The 16,887-nt window shown below is 34.4% G+C and carries 12 protein-coding genes and 1 tRNA gene; 9 read left to right on the top strand and 4 right to left on the bottom strand.

The window, feature by feature from the left end:
* Positions 1 to 3: 3 nt before the first annotated feature.
* Entirely contained in the window at positions 4 to 1,566 is a 1,563-nt protein-coding gene (nusA, locus tag ABWU73_RS06995; protein ID WP_070357032.1) for a transcription termination factor NusA, read from the bottom strand.
* An 88-nt stretch (positions 1,567 to 1,654) separates the two neighbouring features.
* A complete protein-coding gene (locus ABWU73_RS06990) occupies positions 1,655 to 4,729 on the bottom strand; it encodes an efflux RND transporter permease subunit (protein ID WP_208571588.1) in 3,075 nt (1,024 codons plus the stop codon).
* 175 nt (positions 4,730 to 4,904) lie between these two features.
* On the opposite strand from ABWU73_RS06990, the gene ABWU73_RS06985 reads away from it, so the two are divergent.
* Positions 4,905 to 5,627 carry a hypothetical protein gene (locus ABWU73_RS06985; protein WP_264329617.1) on the top strand — a complete coding sequence of 241 codons (723 nt, stop codon included), beginning with the start codon at positions 4,905 to 4,907 and terminating at the stop codon, positions 5,625 to 5,627.
* Between the two features lie 3 nt (positions 5,628 to 5,630).
* Here ABWU73_RS06985 and ABWU73_RS06980 read toward each other — a convergent pair whose 3' ends face one another.
* Complete coding sequence (locus ABWU73_RS06980) at positions 5,631 to 6,368, bottom strand: glutamine synthetase (RefSeq protein ID WP_264329618.1); 738 nt, start codon at positions 6,366 to 6,368, stop codon at positions 5,631 to 5,633.
* A 326-nt stretch (positions 6,369 to 6,694) separates the two neighbouring features.
* Here ABWU73_RS06980 and dnaA point away from each other — a divergent pair, with 326 nt between their 5' ends.
* Positions 6,695 to 8,077, top strand: coding sequence for a chromosomal replication initiator protein DnaA (gene dnaA, locus ABWU73_RS06975; RefSeq protein ID WP_264329619.1), 1,383 nt, complete (start codon positions 6,695 to 6,697; stop codon positions 8,075 to 8,077).
* A 27-nt stretch (positions 8,078 to 8,104) separates the two neighbouring features.
* Here the strand turns inward: dnaA and ABWU73_RS06970 are convergent, their stop codons facing one another.
* A complete protein-coding gene (locus ABWU73_RS06970) occupies positions 8,105 to 9,379 on the bottom strand; it encodes a metallophosphoesterase (RefSeq protein ID WP_209473146.1) in 1,275 nt (424 codons plus the stop codon).
* 190 nt (positions 9,380 to 9,569) lie between these two features.
* On the opposite strand from ABWU73_RS06970, the gene ABWU73_RS06965 reads away from it, so the two are divergent.
* From ABWU73_RS06965 to ABWU73_RS06935, 7 genes are all read left to right on the top strand, one after another.
* Positions 9,570 to 9,657, top strand: a tRNA-Leu gene (locus tag ABWU73_RS06965).
* A gap of 29 nt (positions 9,658 to 9,686) precedes the next feature.
* On the top strand, positions 9,687 to 10,769 hold the full coding sequence (locus tag ABWU73_RS06960) for a GTP cyclohydrolase II (protein ID WP_010082649.1): 1,083 nt from the start codon (positions 9,687 to 9,689) through the stop codon (positions 10,767 to 10,769).
* A gap of 72 nt (positions 10,770 to 10,841) precedes the next feature.
* A complete protein-coding gene (locus ABWU73_RS06955; RefSeq protein ID WP_151807683.1) occupies positions 10,842 to 11,522 on the top strand; it encodes a virB8 family protein in 681 nt (226 codons plus the stop codon).
* Positions 11,509 to 12,309 carry a P-type conjugative transfer protein VirB9 gene (gene virB9 / locus ABWU73_RS06950; RefSeq protein ID WP_174515708.1) on the top strand — a complete coding sequence of 267 codons (801 nt, stop codon included), beginning with the start codon at positions 11,509 to 11,511 and terminating at the stop codon, positions 12,307 to 12,309. The genes ABWU73_RS06955 and virB9 overlap by 14 nt, the downstream gene beginning before the upstream one ends.
* Positions 12,310 to 12,325: 16 nt before the next feature.
* Entirely contained in the window at positions 12,326 to 13,786 is a 1,461-nt protein-coding gene (locus ABWU73_RS06945; RefSeq protein WP_264329620.1) for a TrbI/VirB10 family protein, read from the top strand.
* A gap of 1 nt (position 13,787) precedes the next feature.
* Complete coding sequence (virB11, locus tag ABWU73_RS06940) at positions 13,788 to 14,780, top strand: P-type DNA transfer ATPase VirB11 (RefSeq protein WP_065094644.1); 993 nt, start codon at positions 13,788 to 13,790, stop codon at positions 14,778 to 14,780.
* A gap of 30 nt (positions 14,781 to 14,810) precedes the next feature.
* Positions 14,811 to 16,814: a type IV secretory system conjugative DNA transfer family protein gene (locus ABWU73_RS06935; RefSeq protein WP_077188467.1), complete on the top strand. Its 2,004-nt coding sequence runs from the start codon at positions 14,811 to 14,813 to the stop codon at positions 16,812 to 16,814.
* Positions 16,815 to 16,887: the final 73 nt, after the last annotated feature.

The following is a 16,887-nucleotide window of genomic DNA, read 5'->3' as shown; positions in this document are numbered from 1 at the left end:
TTATTATATTAATCCAAGCTTTTTACGTGCTTCTATGATTATTGAATCTACTGTATCTTTTAGATCTTCTTTGCTATCGGATGAGGAAGAGAGTATGCTGCAAAACTCATAACTTGATAAATCTGCTATGTCCTCTAAAGTCTTAATATCATGCTTACTAAGAGCAATTTTATTGTCTATTGATAAAGTTAAATTGATTACATCATCCTCCATACCTAAACTTTTTAGCTCTTCTATTTTTCTATCATTTTCTGCTTTCAGGTACTTGTTTGCTCTATTGTGAAGTTCGTTTGCAATATCTTCATTAAAGCCCTCTATTGAAGCAAGCTCTTTAATTGAAGCGCTAGATATGTCTTCTACACTTGAAAAACCTTCTGTTACCAATAGCTGACCCATAATCTCTTCTAAGTTTAAAGCTTCAGCAAATAAAGCTGAACATTGACTAAGTTCTTTACTTCGCCTTTCTGATTCTTGCTGAGTGCTTAATATCTCAATTTTCCATCCAACAAGCTCTGAAGCTAATCTTACATTCTGGCCCTTTTTTCCTATCGCTAAACTCAATTGATCTTCAGCAACTATTAACTCTATGCAATTTTCATTTTCATCAATAATAACCTTCGATACTTCTGCAGGAGTAATGGCTTTAATAACAAATTGACCCAAATCTGAGGAGTAATTTATAACGTCAATTTTTTCACCATTTAATTCGTGTATAATAGTTTTTATTCTATCTCCCTTAACTCCAACACAAGCACCTACTGGATCAATGTTCTTGTCGGGAGAGAAAACGGCAACCTTAGACCTTGAGCCAGCATCTCTAGCTATACCTTTAATTGTCACTAATCCGTCAGCAATTTCTGGTATTTCTTGATTTAATAATGCCTCCAAAAAGCCTTCATGAGTCCTAGAAAGAATAATTTGACGTCCATCATCAGAGCGCTTAACAGTCTGTATGTAAGCTTTAACCTTATCACCTTCACGAAATGATTCACCACCAGTTAAATTTCGCAATGGAAGATATGCCCTAGTGCCATTTATGTCTATAATAAGATCTGAATATTCTACTTGTTTAACAATACCATACCTTATTTCTCCCACTTTATCTTTAAACTCCTCATATTGCTTTTTTGACTCTTCATCTTTAATTACTTGAGCAATCTTTTGCTGGGCAATTCTTGCTGAAGCAAGATCAGTGTTAAGAGAGAGCAATTCACTAACAGTATCTCCAACTTTTGCATCTCCTTTTATTAATTTAGCTTGTGTAAGCGTAATTGATTCACACTCAGTATTCTCTTTTTCATTTGATTCATCATCAATAACTTTTAGTTTTCTATATGAAGTAACTTTGCCTGTGTTTCTATCTATATCAACTACAATTTTACTTTTGCTACCATATTTTTGATGAGCCACTGCTTCTATAGCACTTTCTAGTGCCTTTATTACAACATCAAAATCTAAACCTTTTTGAAGTGAAAGCTCTCCTGCTGTTTTTATTACATCAAGGCTTCCAACTATGTTATTCTTGTTACTTTTCTGCTTAACACTGCTTTTACGATTAGCAATCATAATAAATAAATCCAATGTAATTAGTTATAATTATAGCTCCAACGGGCAAAGAACACTATCTTAAATGTTAAATGATTGCTAATTTAAGTCAAGTTTTTTCATGTTTTTGTATAACAAGCAACGCAGGAGTAAAGAATAAAGTTAAAACCGTTGCAGCCAATATTCCACTTGCTATGGTTGTTGAAATGTCAACCCACCACTGGCTTGATGGAGCATCATATGTGATTTGTAGCGTAAAAAAATTGATATTTAACCTGGTAATCATCGGTATTAAACCAAGAACTGTGGTTGCAACGGTAAGCAATATTGGCCTAACGCGAGAAATTGCAGCGTTTATTACACATCGCTTGATGTCATTTTTGTGTACCTTAATTTGATGATGAAAGGCATCAAGCAATAGTATGTTATTATTCACTATAATTCCTGCCAAAGCAATTATCCCCACTCCACACATAACAACTACGAAAACTTGTTGGATAAGAAAGAAAACAAAAAACACACATGTTGTGGATAAAAACACTGCTGTCATTACGATAAATGTATGGTATACATTATTAAACTGTGTCACTAATACCAATATCATTAGTGTAATCGCTAATATAAAAGCCTTTAACAAAAATGCTCCTGATTTTTGTTGATCTTCTTTGTCGCCTTTAAAATCAATTTTTACTCCCTTGTCCCAATCCTGGGCAATAGAATTCTGAATGAACTTTACTCTTTCATCAACAAGATAGCCAGTATCAACGTCAGCAGAGATTGTCACTGTGCGTAATCCATCAATCCTGTTTAGTTTGTTTACCTTTTTTTCGGGAGCATATTTTACTATGTTGCTCATAGGATACGGGCCATTAACTGTATTGATAAAAAGATTGTCTATAGTCTTCATATTGCGGTCCTTTCTGGGGAAACGGAGTACAATATCGATTTCTTCATCCGTGTTATTTGGTCTATATTTTCCAATCAATACTCCATTTGTAACCATCTTTATAAAATCGCCAATGGTTGCAACACTTACTTCAGAGCTTGTAGCCTTACTCTTATCAACACTCATATTCCACTCTATTTCAGGTGCTGATCTGCTATCTTGAATATTTATAAACCCGGATGAAGGTTGGTTCATAATTTCTAGAATTTTCTCTGCTGCTAAATTCAAACTGGATACACTTCCGCTGAGGTTAATTTGTATTGGCTTGTCAGCCGACGGTCCTGGCTTTTCCTCTTGAACATTAATTATTATTCCTTTCATGTCTTGCACACTGCTCCTTATATCATTTAGTATGTGCTTAGCTTTGCGCCTGAAGCGCCAATCCATAAGTTCTAGTTGTATTCTGGCGATAACGTTGTCTGAAAATGCTCCTGATCTAGCATAAGAAACATGAATTTCTTTTTCAATGCTCAAAATGCGTTCTTCCACTTCTTTGAGTATCAGATCTCGTTCTTTGGCTGATAAGCTTTCTTTTGCTTTAACACTGATTAAAATATTATCTGAATCCACTTTCGGAAAAAACTTTACTCCAGGACCAAAAGTAAAGTACAGCACACTAAATGAAAACAAAACGAATACAGTAGCACATACGAATTTTTTAGGATGATCCAAAACCTTCTCTAGCATGCGTACGTAAGCTCTTATTATAGGCCCAGCATTTTTTATTTCACCACTTTCTATAGCACTCATTTTTTTTATTTCTTTTTTTGAAGTTATCGAAGGCTTACCAAATATTGCACCAAGTGTTGGTATAAAAACCAAAGCCATAATGAGCGATCCAGTCAAAGTTAGGATTATTGTAATTGGTATGTACTGCATGAATTTACCAACAGTATCAGGCCAGAATAATAGAGGAAAAAACACTGCTAATTTAGTTAACGTTGATGATAGAACCGGATAAAACATATCACGAACTGAAGTGTAAAAAGCTTCTACTTTGTCCATTCCGCAGATCATCTTTCTATCGGCATATTCGCTGATCACAATTGCATCATCAACCAGCATGCCAACAGCCATAATTAAACTGAAGAGCACAACGATATTTAAGGTTATACCCATAAAGTAAAGAGCTATTATCCCAATGAGAAAGGAACCGGGTATCGAGAGTGCCACAAGAATAGCAATCCTTGTTCCCATAGAAAGCATCATTATGATCAATATTAACAACACAGCAAATATTATGCCGTTTTCCAAGTCATCAAGCACATCGCGGACGTTTTTTGACTGGTCGTTTAAGTACACCACTTTTAAATTTTCAGGTAATTGATCTTTTGCCTTATCCATTAAGTATTTTACTTGATTTACTGTGTCTATTATGTTTTTTCCGTTACGTTTTGAAATTCCTAGCACGACACTAGGTAATCCATTAATGCGAGCAAATCCTTGGTGATCCTCAAACCTAGGGTATACTTTTGCTATATCTTTGATTCTCAAAACTGCATCGCCTTGAGATCTAATAGGAATATTCATAATATCTTCTATATCTTTTAATAACCCTGATATTTTAATCGAATATTTACCGGTATCATTTTCCAGTGACCCAGCTCCCACTAGTCTGTTATTGCTTGATATAGCTTGGAATATTTCGTTTGATTGAATGTTATATTTTGTTAGAACTGTGGGCTCAACTATCACTTCCACTGTTTCTTTACGCATACCTGCCACTTCAACTTTGAGAACATTTGGCAGAGATTCTATTTCTTTCTTTAGCTTGCGTGCTATTTCAGTTAAGGCTCTTTCTGGCAAATTACCAATTAAGCCGACATTGAGTATCGGAAATAAGCTCAAGTTTATTTCATTGATTATCGGAGATTCCGCTTCAACAGGTAACTTCGATTTTATGTTTGAAAGCTTTGAACGGACATTATCGAGCACTTCTTTATTATCATACTCTGTTCCAAATTCGAGTATCATGTGAGCACCATCATTAGTTGCAAAAGCTCTCAATTCTCTTACACCTTCGATGGATCTTAGTTCATTTTCTATAGGAAGCACTAATAGCTTTTCACTATCTTGAGCAGAAATCCCAGGAAGTCCAACAAACACGCTGATTATAGGAATCTGTATACCAGGATTGCTTTCCCTTGGCATTTTTACATAAACGTATGAACCGAAGATAAAAATTACTATAAGTAATAATACCACCGCCCTGTTTCGCTCTATGAGTAAGCTCTGCATGTTGAATGTTAGCTGAATATGTGCGTTTGTACAATATTATAGTCGAGATACATTGCATATTAATTAATCCTTGTGTAGCTTTAAAACTTTACGCAAATAATTAAAATTTTTGCAAAATTGCAAGTATAAGAAAATTTCTGTATAATAATTCTAGAGCAGTATTTGAGAGGTTATTATGGTGGCAATTCTAAATATAACAAAAGGCAAAAATAAAGTTATTGTGTCTGGATTAGCTGGAGCTTTATCAGCTTTAATATTTTTAACAGCAATCCACATTGCCGCAAAGATAGCCATTATCGTTTCTGCTGCTGCAGTTACTTACTTATTACTTTCGCTGATTCATAAAATAAGAACTAAAAAAGAACAGCCTGCTGAAATTACTGGTGTTTCAGGAGATGAAGGTGAAGAAAAAGGTACCGTAAAAGAACCAAAAAGAACTGAAACTGAGCTAGAAGAAGAAATAATAAGGAAAAGAGCACAAGAATACATGAAGAACGGACTTGGTGGCCCTATAAATGCGGTTGGCAAACCAATTCATGTTGAGACTATAGATGCTGAAAATAGTAATCCTGTTGATTATACAAAAACTATGGTAGTGCCTGGCAAGATTGTTCTTGGTATGCCAGATCCAGATAATGAAACTCTTACACAAAATAGCTCTAGCTTTATAAAGAATCAGATGAAACCTCTTCCTGAGCACATGGATGTGTCTGGTAATCCACTTCCTAAGCAGCCATCGAGCGACCTTACCAATGTAGGGCTTAAGTCTAAAAGCACGCAGAAACTATCTGCTGCAGACTTGCTATTACAGTGCGAAAATGTAGATAATGATGTAAGAAAAATGTTAGAACAGCCAATTACCCAAAAGGGGTTTAACGGATTAGGATTTGATAGATAGTTGTTATATTAACCTCTTCATCTTATATTGAGGATCAGATGCAATGCCGTAGACCCTATTTGGCGGAGCAATTTTGTTCTCTATACCAAAAACTATACCTTCAATTATTGCTGTAAGTACTTTTTCAAGGTTACAGTCTGCTCCAGGAACACGGTGCTCCAGGCGGCATCTTTTGGAATCGTTGCCAAAATAGGGAATTCTTATCGCAGCAGTTCTGTTATTTACCCCCCAACTAATCGTAGTTGGAGTGTGAATATCCGGATACTGAAATCTTAAATATGAATCATCATTTGGAGCAAAAAACAACATATGTTTTTTCATCATTGCACATAATCCACCAATACTATGAATCAGATAGTCACTGTACTTTTGCTCATTGATATAAAATAAGTTACCGTTATTTGAATTCACGAGATTAACATGCACATTTAATGCACTGCCTGCTCTATCCAAATAAGGCTTTGCTTTAAAAGAAACATTCCCACCTAGTTTTTGTGCTGTTTCAGTAAGTGATTGTTTTGCTAACTCAAAATGCTTAATTAAATTGTAGGAGTTCGTATAACAACCACTTTTTATCTCATACTGATGTGTAGAATTCTCCTTCTCGCAAGAAAATTCAAGAGATGCTATTTTATTTTTGATGCTATTCAGAAATAAGTATTCTTTTTCTATTCCTTCAATGTAAAACTCTAGTTCAATACCGAATACAGCATAACAACTCAAATTACTTAATATAATCATAAATTTGCTTCAGTAAATCTATATTAGGTTAGCTATATTTATATGAATACTTTACTTATTTGCCAGTAAATTTAACATCTTATTTATACATAATGTATTACTGTTTTTAATAGCATGCTTCTAATCCTCGATACAAGCGACATTTACAAATTTTTCATTTTTTTGAAATAAAAATGATCAATTTTAATGTTTTTATACCCTTTACAACCCATCAAAAAATCACCATAATTTTTAGTATGTATTAAGTAGTATTAGCTTTTCATTTTGCAGTAAGCTATTGATTATCTTATATTTTTCTAATTATTGCTTTTTTCTTGGTGTGGTATATGAACTTAACTAGCCCTAAGGTTTCTACTATATTTTTTGATCAGATTATTACAGTAACGGATCACAATGTTACTTGGGAAAAAATCCAAAATTGTCTTTATAATCTTTATGGAGAAGCAACATATAATAGCTGGCTGAGTTCACTAAAATTTGTCAGTAGCAGAAATGGGGAAGTTCTTTTATCCGTGTCAACAAGGTTTATAAAAGAGTGGATTACAGTTCATTACATGAAAAAAATATTATCATTATGGCAAAGCGAAGATAAAAGTATACGTTCTATTGATATTCAAGTAATTGAGGAGAGGAATTCAAATTTTAATGTTATACTAAAAAACAGAGAGGAAAGTAATCATAATCTTGGTTCGCCGCTGGATCCAAGGTTCACCTTTGATAATTTTGTAGTGGGAAAGCCAAATGAATTAGCATTTACGGCGGCAAAGCGTGTGGCAGAATCTATAGATCCAATATTAGGCAGCAATCCTTTGTTTCTATATGGTGGAGTGGGACTTGGTAAAACACATCTAATGCATGCTATAGCTTGGCACATAGTCAATTCCCCATCAGCAAAAAGAAAAGTGGTGTATTTATCAGCAGAGAAATTCATGTACCAATATATTACAGCGCTGCGAAGCAAAGATATTATGTTATTTAAAGAGCAATTTAGATCAGTAGATGTATTGATGGTAGATGATGTGCAATTTATCAGTGGTAAAGATAGTACACAAGAAGAATTTTTTCACACTTTCAATGCATTGATAGACCAAAATAAACAATTGGTTATATCAGCTGATAGGTCTCCTAGTGATCTTGATGGAGTGGAAGAAAGAATAAAATCACGACTCGGTTGGGGGTTGGTGGCAGATATTAATGAAACAACTTTTGAATTAAGGCTTGGTATATTGCAGGCAAAAGTGGAGCAGATGAATATGTATGTTCCGAAAGATGTCCTAGAGTTTTTAGCAAGGAACATAAAATCTAATATAAGAGAATTAGAAGGAGCATTAAATAAGGTTACCCATACCTCATTAATTGGAAGAAGTATGACGGTAGAATCAGCTAGTGAAACCCTAATCGATCTTCTTAGGTCAAATCATAGGTCAGTCACAATAGAAGAAATACAAAAGAAAGTAGCTGAATTTTTCAATATAAAGGTTGCAGATATGCAATCCAATAGAAGGCTTCGCAGTCTTGCAAGGCCAAGACAAATAGCTATGTATTTTGCCAAAAAATTTACGCAAAAAAGCCTACCAGATATTGGGAGAAACTTTGGTGGCAGAGACCATGCTACTGTTATACATGCAGTAAAACAAGTAGAAAATTTTATAAAGACCGACTCAAAATTTGCTGATGAAATCAATCGATTAAAAAAAATGTTTAAGTAGCGTTTTTAAAATAGCTAATAACAAATCCTAAAATGAATCGACTATAGTTTTAATCCGTTTAAGTTTAAAATCTTCTGTTAGCTTCGCAGAATACATTTCCTTATTGTGTTGATTATAGAAGGTAAATTCGTGATCATCTAAATTTAGTATTGCAAAGCCAAAGCCAAAAAAGTTTCTAACCTCGTGTGCTAAGTAGTTTTTACCATTTGAATAGTCAAATTCTACATTTTGATAAACAGATTCTTGATCTTGAGCGTGTAATGATGCACCACCGTTTCCAACTATAATTTGGTCTGGAACATTATCCATTAATAAAATCTGGGCTATATGAATGTGGCCAGAAATTATGGTAGTAACATTGCTTGGAAATTTATCTCCAAAAGCTTCGATTTGTGTAAGATTACCATGGCTTTTTAATGTCAAAAATTCTTTTTTTGGAGATCTCCAAAGCGGTTTATGAGTTAAAAACCACATGGGCTTGTCAGAACTATTTTGTATCAATTTATCAAATTGCCTCTCAAAAGCATCAATTGTGCTTTGGGTTGTAAAAATATCCTCACCGGATGAAGAGTCGAAGATAAAAAATTTCATCGGTCCAGCATCTAAGGACCAACTAGAAACGAAGTTTCCACATTTTTCAGACGAAAAGGGGTATGAATCTAGATACCTGAACCATCCTTCATAAGCTCTATCACAACTCTCATGGTTTCCACGAACAAAAAGGAAAGGGGATTGTGATAAAATATCCTTTGCAGGCTCAAACCAATCAGCGTACCAAACTTCTTTATTATATCCATAAATATCGCCACACTTTTTTGTATTTCTACATTTTGTTTGTCTATAATGATAATCACCAACATGGATAATTAAATCTGGTTTATGAAGGGCGATTGAATCTAAATTTTTTTTTAAAGGCCAGCTATCTACCGAATTACATTCCTGCTGAAATAACATATTTATTCTACAGCCCGTGTCACCAATGAAAGCAATTTTATTAACCTTTTTTGGTAATATAGGAACCCGTAGATCCTCAATACTAATGTTTTTGGCACTTGTTTGTACTGTCAGTTCACAAACTGTTTCGTTATGATCACCATTGTTAATTGAGCTGCGATTCAGCATTTCTGTTTCCTCGCCATCAACATAAACAATGGGACACATGTCATTGTCCGTAATTGCGCGTATGCTTAGTTTATTTTCTGGGATAACTTGAGACCATGTGTATAATATTTGTGCATGGACGAAATGAAAGCTAGTTATAAGAGAGAGAGCTAAAAAAATAAAGATATTAGCTATATTCATTTGTATAAAAACCTAAGTTAAAAATTAGTAGTAAGGTTATCTTAAATGATTAAAATTTATAATCACAAAATTCATAATCAAATTATACAAACAATTTCTAAATTATTCTAGTATCAGATTGACACTCTAGATGAAAAATTCTAAAATGATTAAGTAATTTAAAATAATTATATAAAAACTAGAATATAGTGCGGCCGTGGTGGAATTGGTAGACACGCAGCGTTGAGGTCGCTGTGGCTCATAAGGCCTTGGAAGTTCAAGTCTTCTCGGCCGCACCAGTTTTTATCGCTGTTTAATATGGGTAAAAATGTTTATAGGAAATCAGAGTAGCAATAAGGTAGAAAGAGCTATCAGCGAAATCAGGCGCGGTCGGCCAATTGTAATATATGATGAAAGTAATTACCTATTGTTTGCTGCTGCTGAGGCTTTAGAAAGAGATTTATTTAATCAATACAAGCTTACATCAAGTAATGTATATGTTACTTTAACTTCAAGTAAGGTAAAATACATATCTCAGAATAAAGAACATAACAGCAAACGTCTGTTGGTGAATAATTTTGATGAACTGCTCTATTTAATAAACTGTTCAAAGGAAGATTGCATAAAAGAGTTGCAATGCTCAAAGACAATAGATGAATGTGCTATTGCCTTGCTTAAGTTCTCAGAATTATTGCCATACGCGTTAGTGGCTGATATGACTTTTGAGAATAACCATGAAATGCGAAATTGGTGCGAGAAAAATGACGTTATTGCACTGGACACGTCATTCATAAATAATTTTCAAGAAAATCAGGATGTATATGAAGTGTGCAAAACATCATTATTTTTAAAACAGACTCAAGAAGTAAATATCATATCTTATAGAACCGAAAGTGGTGGAAGAGAACATCATGCAATTATCATTGGCAATCCAGATAAAGATGACGAACCATTAGTGAGAATTCATTCTTCGTGCTATACGGGTGACTTGTTAGATAGCTTGTCATGCGATTGCAGAAGTCAGTTACATCAAGCAATTCAAATGATAGCTGACTCTGGAAGTGGTATTATATTGTATTTGATGCAAGATGGAAGAGGCATTGGTTTAACTAATAAGTTAAGAGCGTACAGTATGCAAAGAGGACATAATCTTGATACTGTTGATGCAAATAGAATATTGGGTTTTGAAGATGATGAAAGGAGTTTTGCTGTTGCAGCTAAAATGCTTAAGAAATTGAACATTAACAAAATCCAATTACTTACAAACAATGATAGGAAATTGTCAGAATTGGAAAGTAGTGGTATAGGAGTTACAAAGTGTCTACCACTTATTGTGGAACGTAATAAATATAACGATTCATATATGGAGACAAAGTTTGGTAAATTAGGCCATAGATTAAGAGTTTTTTAGCTTTTTTGCTGTAACTACTTTGTTAATTTGCTATGTTTATTAACATAAGTTAAGATTTTTAGGAATACTAAAATGCTAAGATTTTTTAAGCGAGAAAAAAATACTGAATCCTTAGATAAGGATATAAATTGGAATTCAAACCGCTACAGCACAGTTATTGCTCAAAGGAATATTCTACTTTTATTTGCATTAATATTATTAGCAACGATCTCTATCAGCATATTAGTCATATTTAAAATTAGCACAAGTAGCACTATTGAGCCATTTGTTATAGAAATTGACAAGAAATCAGGAATAGTGCAATTGGTTGATCCTGTCACAGTAAAACAGTATTCTGCAGATGAAGCGCTAAACGATTATTTTATTTCAGAGTATATAAAAGCAAGGGAGGTTTTTGATCCATATCATTATAATTATAACTATTATACAAAGGTGAGGTTGTTTTCCTCACCTAATGTGTATAATGAATTTAGAAATTATGTAGGATCGCAGAATATGGATGATCTTTTTAATTTATATTCAGATACCAAAAGTGAATTTAAAATTCGCTCAATTCAAAAGTTGGGTAACGATGCTCTTCAGGTGAGATTTTTTGTGGAATTTACACGAAAAGATGGAAGTTCTACGAGAAAAAATAAGATAGTTATTATGTCATATAGATATGCATCGCTTGAAATGGATGATCAGCAAAGATATATTAACCCATTAGGATTTCAAGTTATTTCATATAGAGTAGATGATGAATATGTATAGGATATTATTAGTTTTAGCTTTACTTGTAAGTGGCAATTTAAACGCATCCATTAATTATAATGAGCCTATTTCTATAGATAGTAGAATAAAGACTTTTGTGTATAGCCCTAATGAAGTATTTACGGTGGTTTTTAGTCAGGGTTACTATTCTTATATTGAATTTGCGGAAGGAGAAAAAGTTAAAAATATCGCTGTTGGTGATGCATCAAGTTGGAAAATTAATCCTTATGACAATAAATTGCTTATCATGCCATTTGAAGTTAGTAGTCGCACTAACATGATTATTACGACAACTAAAAAAAGAAATTACATTTTTGATTTAATCTCAAGGCCAAACTACGATAAATACCCGGATACTGATGCTAAGAAAGTAGATCACGATTATTCTGCTGAAAAGGATATATCTTACGTAGTACGTTTTTATTATCCTCAAGAAGAAGGTGAATTTGATGTTGATTTAGATGAGGTTTCTTTACCTACTCAAATGCAATATACTACAGACAAGCTAGAAAAAATAATACAAGAAAATGATACGAAGTACAATTATACATATATTGATGAAGGTGGTAATGCGGATATAGTTCCGATCGAGTTATTTGATGATGGTTATTTAACCTATTTAAAATTTAGAAATAATAATAAAATACCTCAGGTTTTTGTAGAAGGGGAGGATAAACCTTGTAAAAGGCTGTTATTTGATGATTATGTTATAATAAAAGGAGTACATAAAAAGCTATTTATGCGTTATGAAGATGGTGAAGTTGAAATTATAAATAGGTCACTTTAGCTGTGGTACATGCAATATGAATAAAGAAAGGCGTAACAATTCAGAAGATGAATCAGAAATAGAGAATAAGGTAGTAACAGTTGGCTCTAATCAAGGTCATAGGGCATTGATGGTCATTATTTTAGTGCTTCTGGCTGGTGGAGTGTATTATCTCTATTTTAGTCCTTCTCCTAAAGAGGGTTCAGAAGTTATTAAAAAAGAGGAAACAAAGCAAAACGTTCAAGAATTGAAAGGAAAGTTGGAACAAGTTCCAGATAATGTAATGGTTCCTGAAAGAATAATAACTGATCCCTTACCACCCTTACCTCCTCTTCCTACACCACTAATCATACCAGAAATAAAACAAATTAGAAAAGAAGAAGTGATGAAAAAAGAAGAAGAGAAACCAAAAGAAACTCCTGTGTCAAATATACCTATTTTGCCAAAGCAAAATTTTCCTTCTAGTAATATTATGGGCAATTTACCTACCTCGTTTCCTACAATAGGGGGTGGCGGTTATCCTAGAGACAGACGTAGTGCACAGATGTTGACAATTTCAGGTGGTAGTGGAGAGAACAAGGCTGCTGATGCTATTTTATCCGACACTTCAGCACAATCGAGCAAAGCTACCAGAGTAGGAAAGCTTGGTTTAATGATTACTCAAGGTAAAATTATTGATGCTGTTCTTGAAACTGCAATAAACTCTGATCTGCAAGGAATGCTGCGTGCTATGGTGAGTAGAGATGTTTATGCAGAAACTGGTGATACAGTTTTAATACCTAAAGGCTCAAGATTGATAGGCAGTTATTCATTTGACTCGAATGTTGCTAAATCTCGTGTAAATATAAACTGGAATAGAGTGATTCTGCCACATGGAATAGATATTGCAATCTCATCACTTAGTACTGACGAGCTTGGTAGAGCAGGAATAGCAGGAATAGTTGATAACAAAATAGTAAGTGCGTTATTCTCTTCGGTGACACTTGCTGGTGTTTCGATTGGTTCTGCTGTTATAGGGCAAAAGGCTTCTAATCTTGTTGATACGCTAACTATCAGAGATGCAGTAAAGTCTATCACTGCAACCGAAATAGATTTTTCTTCTCTCCAACTCATTATTGACCCAGAAAAGAAGATATCTAGTGACAAATGGAAATTAGGCCTTGGGGCTATCGGAAGAATTCGGAGTGCCAAAAGCAGACAAGATTTACTAAAAATAATGAAAGAGGAAATAGCAAAAGCACTAGGAATTGAAGAAGACGAGGTAAATATAAGCCTGGAAATTGTAAATCAACTGTTAGAACAAATTCAAAGAAAAAGCAAGTCTGTTTATGATGAAGCAATCGGGAAATCAATCGAGGATTTTTCTAAAGATATGCGGGATGTAGTGGGCAGATATACAGATAAAAAACCAACTATTTATGTTGATCAAGGCACTGCATTGAAAGTATTTGTTAACCAAGATATAGTATTTCCTCCACAGGCAATATTAAATCAATGAAATGAACTATGCTGCACTTGATACATATTTGGAGCCATTACAAGGCATATTTCAAGAAGAAGGCGTAAATGAAATATCAATAAATAAGCCAAAGGAAGTATGGATTGAAAATCGCGGTGAAATAAGGTGTGAAAAATTAGAAGTATTCGATCTTAACCATTTGAAATCTCTTGGCAGACTGATTGCTCAAGCTACAGAACAAAAACTTAGCGAAGAAGCGCCGTTACTTTCGGCAACATTACCAAATGGTTATCGTATACAGATAGTATTTCCGCCAGCATGTGAACCTGATAAAGTAGTCATGTCGATTCGTAAGCCTTCTAGCATGCAGTTAGCACTCGATGATTACGAAAAAATGGGGGCTTTTTCTGAAACTGTTACAGAAGCAACTGATAATCCAGTTGACCGTCATTTGGATTTATTGTTAAGGCAAAAAAAAATAAAAGAGTTTTTAGAATACGCTGTAATAAGTAAGAAAAATATTATAATTAGTGGTGGAACTTCCACTGGTAAGACTACTTTTACTAATGCTACTTTGCGTGCTATTCCAGCTGAGGAAAGAATTATTACTGTTGAGGATGCAAGGGAAATCGTTTTGAACGATCATCCCAATAAAGTCCATCTAATTGCCTCTAAAGGAGGGCAGGGCAGAGCAAAAGTAACCACTCAAGATTTGATAGAAGCGTGCTTACGTTTAAGGCCAGACAGAATAATAGTTGGTGAGCTCCGTGGAGCGGAAGCTTTTAGTTTTCTCAGGGCGATAAATACTGGTCACCCTGGATCAATATCAACCCTTCATGCAGATAGTCCAACAATGGCCCTTGAGCAAATAAAATTGATGGTTATGCAGGCAAATCTTGGCATTCCTCCAGACCAAATTATACCATACATTAGAAATGTGATTGATATTGTTATTCAGCTAAAAAGAACCGGTGGGGGCAAAAGAAGCATTTCTGAGATATTATTTACTAGATCTGCGAGCGAAAATGCTTAAATTTATACATAAGTTAAGGAAGAGTAGTTTATGAGTAATGGAAATCACCTACGTAATATTCTCATAGGAGGTGTAGTAGCTTTTAGCGTACTTGAGTTTTGCTTCTATCTATCTGGTATATTGTTTGTTCTGTTTGCTGATGGTCCGGATGCTGTGGATTTTAAGGCAATTAATCCTAGTTTGACGCCTTTCCCTCAAGCTCTTTGGCCAACGATTTTTGATCATATACAATATTGTTGGCATCATCCAGAGTTATATAGCCTTGAGCTCAAAATCACATTAATTATATCTTCTGCACTGCCTATCATTGTTTTAATGATTATCTTATGGAATTTAAGAGAAAGGATAATTGAGTGGCGACCATTTAAAAAGAAGGAATCACTTCATGGAGATTCGCAGTGGGCATCAGAGAAAGACATACGAAAAGCAGGATTAAGAAGCAAAAAGGGATTATTGCTTGGTAAAGATAAAAGAGGATACTTCATTTCTGATGGGTTTCAGCATGCATTGTTATTTGCACCTACAGGTTCTGGTAAGGGTGTTGGCTTTGTAATTCCTAATTTATTATTTTGGACTGACTCGGTAATTGTACACGACATAAAATTAGAAAACTATGAAATAACAAGTGGTTGGCGAGAACGACAAGGACAAAAAGTATACGTATGGAATCCAGCGCAGCCAGATGGAATAAGTCACTGTTACAATCCATTACAATGGATTAGTGAAAAACCTGGGCAGATGGTTGACGATGTGCAGAAAATAGCTAACCTAATCATGCCTGAACAAGACTTTTGGCAGAATGAAGCAAGAAGCTTATTTGTTGGAGTGGTATTATACTTACTTGCTGCACCAGAGAAAGTTAAATCTTTTGGTGAAGTTGTGCGTACGATGCGTAGTGATGACGTGGTTTATAATCTTGCTGTTGCTCTTGATACAATGGGTAAAATACTACACCCTGTAGCATATATGAATATTGCAGCTTTTTTACAAAAAGCTGATAAAGAAAGGTCAGGTGTTGTATCAACCATGAACTCATCACTTGAATTGTGGGCAAACCCATTGATTGATACTGCAACTGCGTCAAGTGATTTTAATATTCTAGATTTTAAAAAGAAGAAAATTACAGTTTATGTTGGTTTAACTCCTGACAACTTGACTAGGCTCAGGCCTTTAATGCAGGTTTTTTACCAACAGGCAACTGAGTTTTTATGTAGAAAATTGCCATCGGATGACGAGCCTTATGGCGTATTGTTTTTAATGGATGAGTTTCCTACACTTGGAAAAATGGAGCAATTTCAAACAGGTATTGCATATTTTCGTGGTTATCGAGTTAGGTTATTCTTAATTGTTCAAGATACTGAGCAGCTCAAAGGAATATACGAAGAAGCAGGGATGAACTCCTTTTTGTCAAACTCGACTTACAGAATAACTTTTGCAGCCAATAATATTGAAACAGCTAATTTAATATCGCAACTTATAGGAAACAAAACTGTACAACAAGAATCGTTGAATAAGCCTAAATTTTTAGATTTAAATCCTGCTTCAAGGTCATTACATATCTCTGAAATACAGAGAGCATTGCTATTGCCTCAAGAAGTTATTATGTTGCCACGTGACGATCAGATAATTTTAATAGAGTCGACTTACCCAATTAAATCAAAGAAAATTTTGTACTACAGTGATACCACCTTCACAAGAAGGCTGCTCAAACAAACTCGTGTGCCTACACAAGAACCATATGACCCAAACAAAGTTCTTTCTGCCGCTGCGAGCAAAGATAAGGTTAATAACGAGGGGAATAATGTTCTTGAGGGACCTAATTCAGTTGATTATCCTGCTGAAACTAAAACCGAAGATGCAGTATATGATGAATCAGATGAATTTGCAGACGAAGATATTGATGATGAAGATATCGACGATAAGTTTGAAGATGATGACGAGGAAGATGAGGATAGGAGCGATGATGGGTTTGATGACGAAGAAGAGGAGGATGAATTTGAAGATGAGGATAAATTAAAAAATGACGAGAAGTAAGGTTAACTTTGCCTATTTTTAGCTCAGAAAAGTGCAAGTTATGCAAATAATTAGGTTTTTCATATTAAGCCAT

The organism is Wolbachia endosymbiont (group A) of Andrena helvola (assembly GCF_964028415.1).
Taxonomy (GTDB): Bacteria; Pseudomonadota; Alphaproteobacteria; order Rickettsiales; family Anaplasmataceae; genus Wolbachia; species Wolbachia pipientis.
This window is presented reverse-complemented; position numbering and strand designations above follow the sequence as displayed.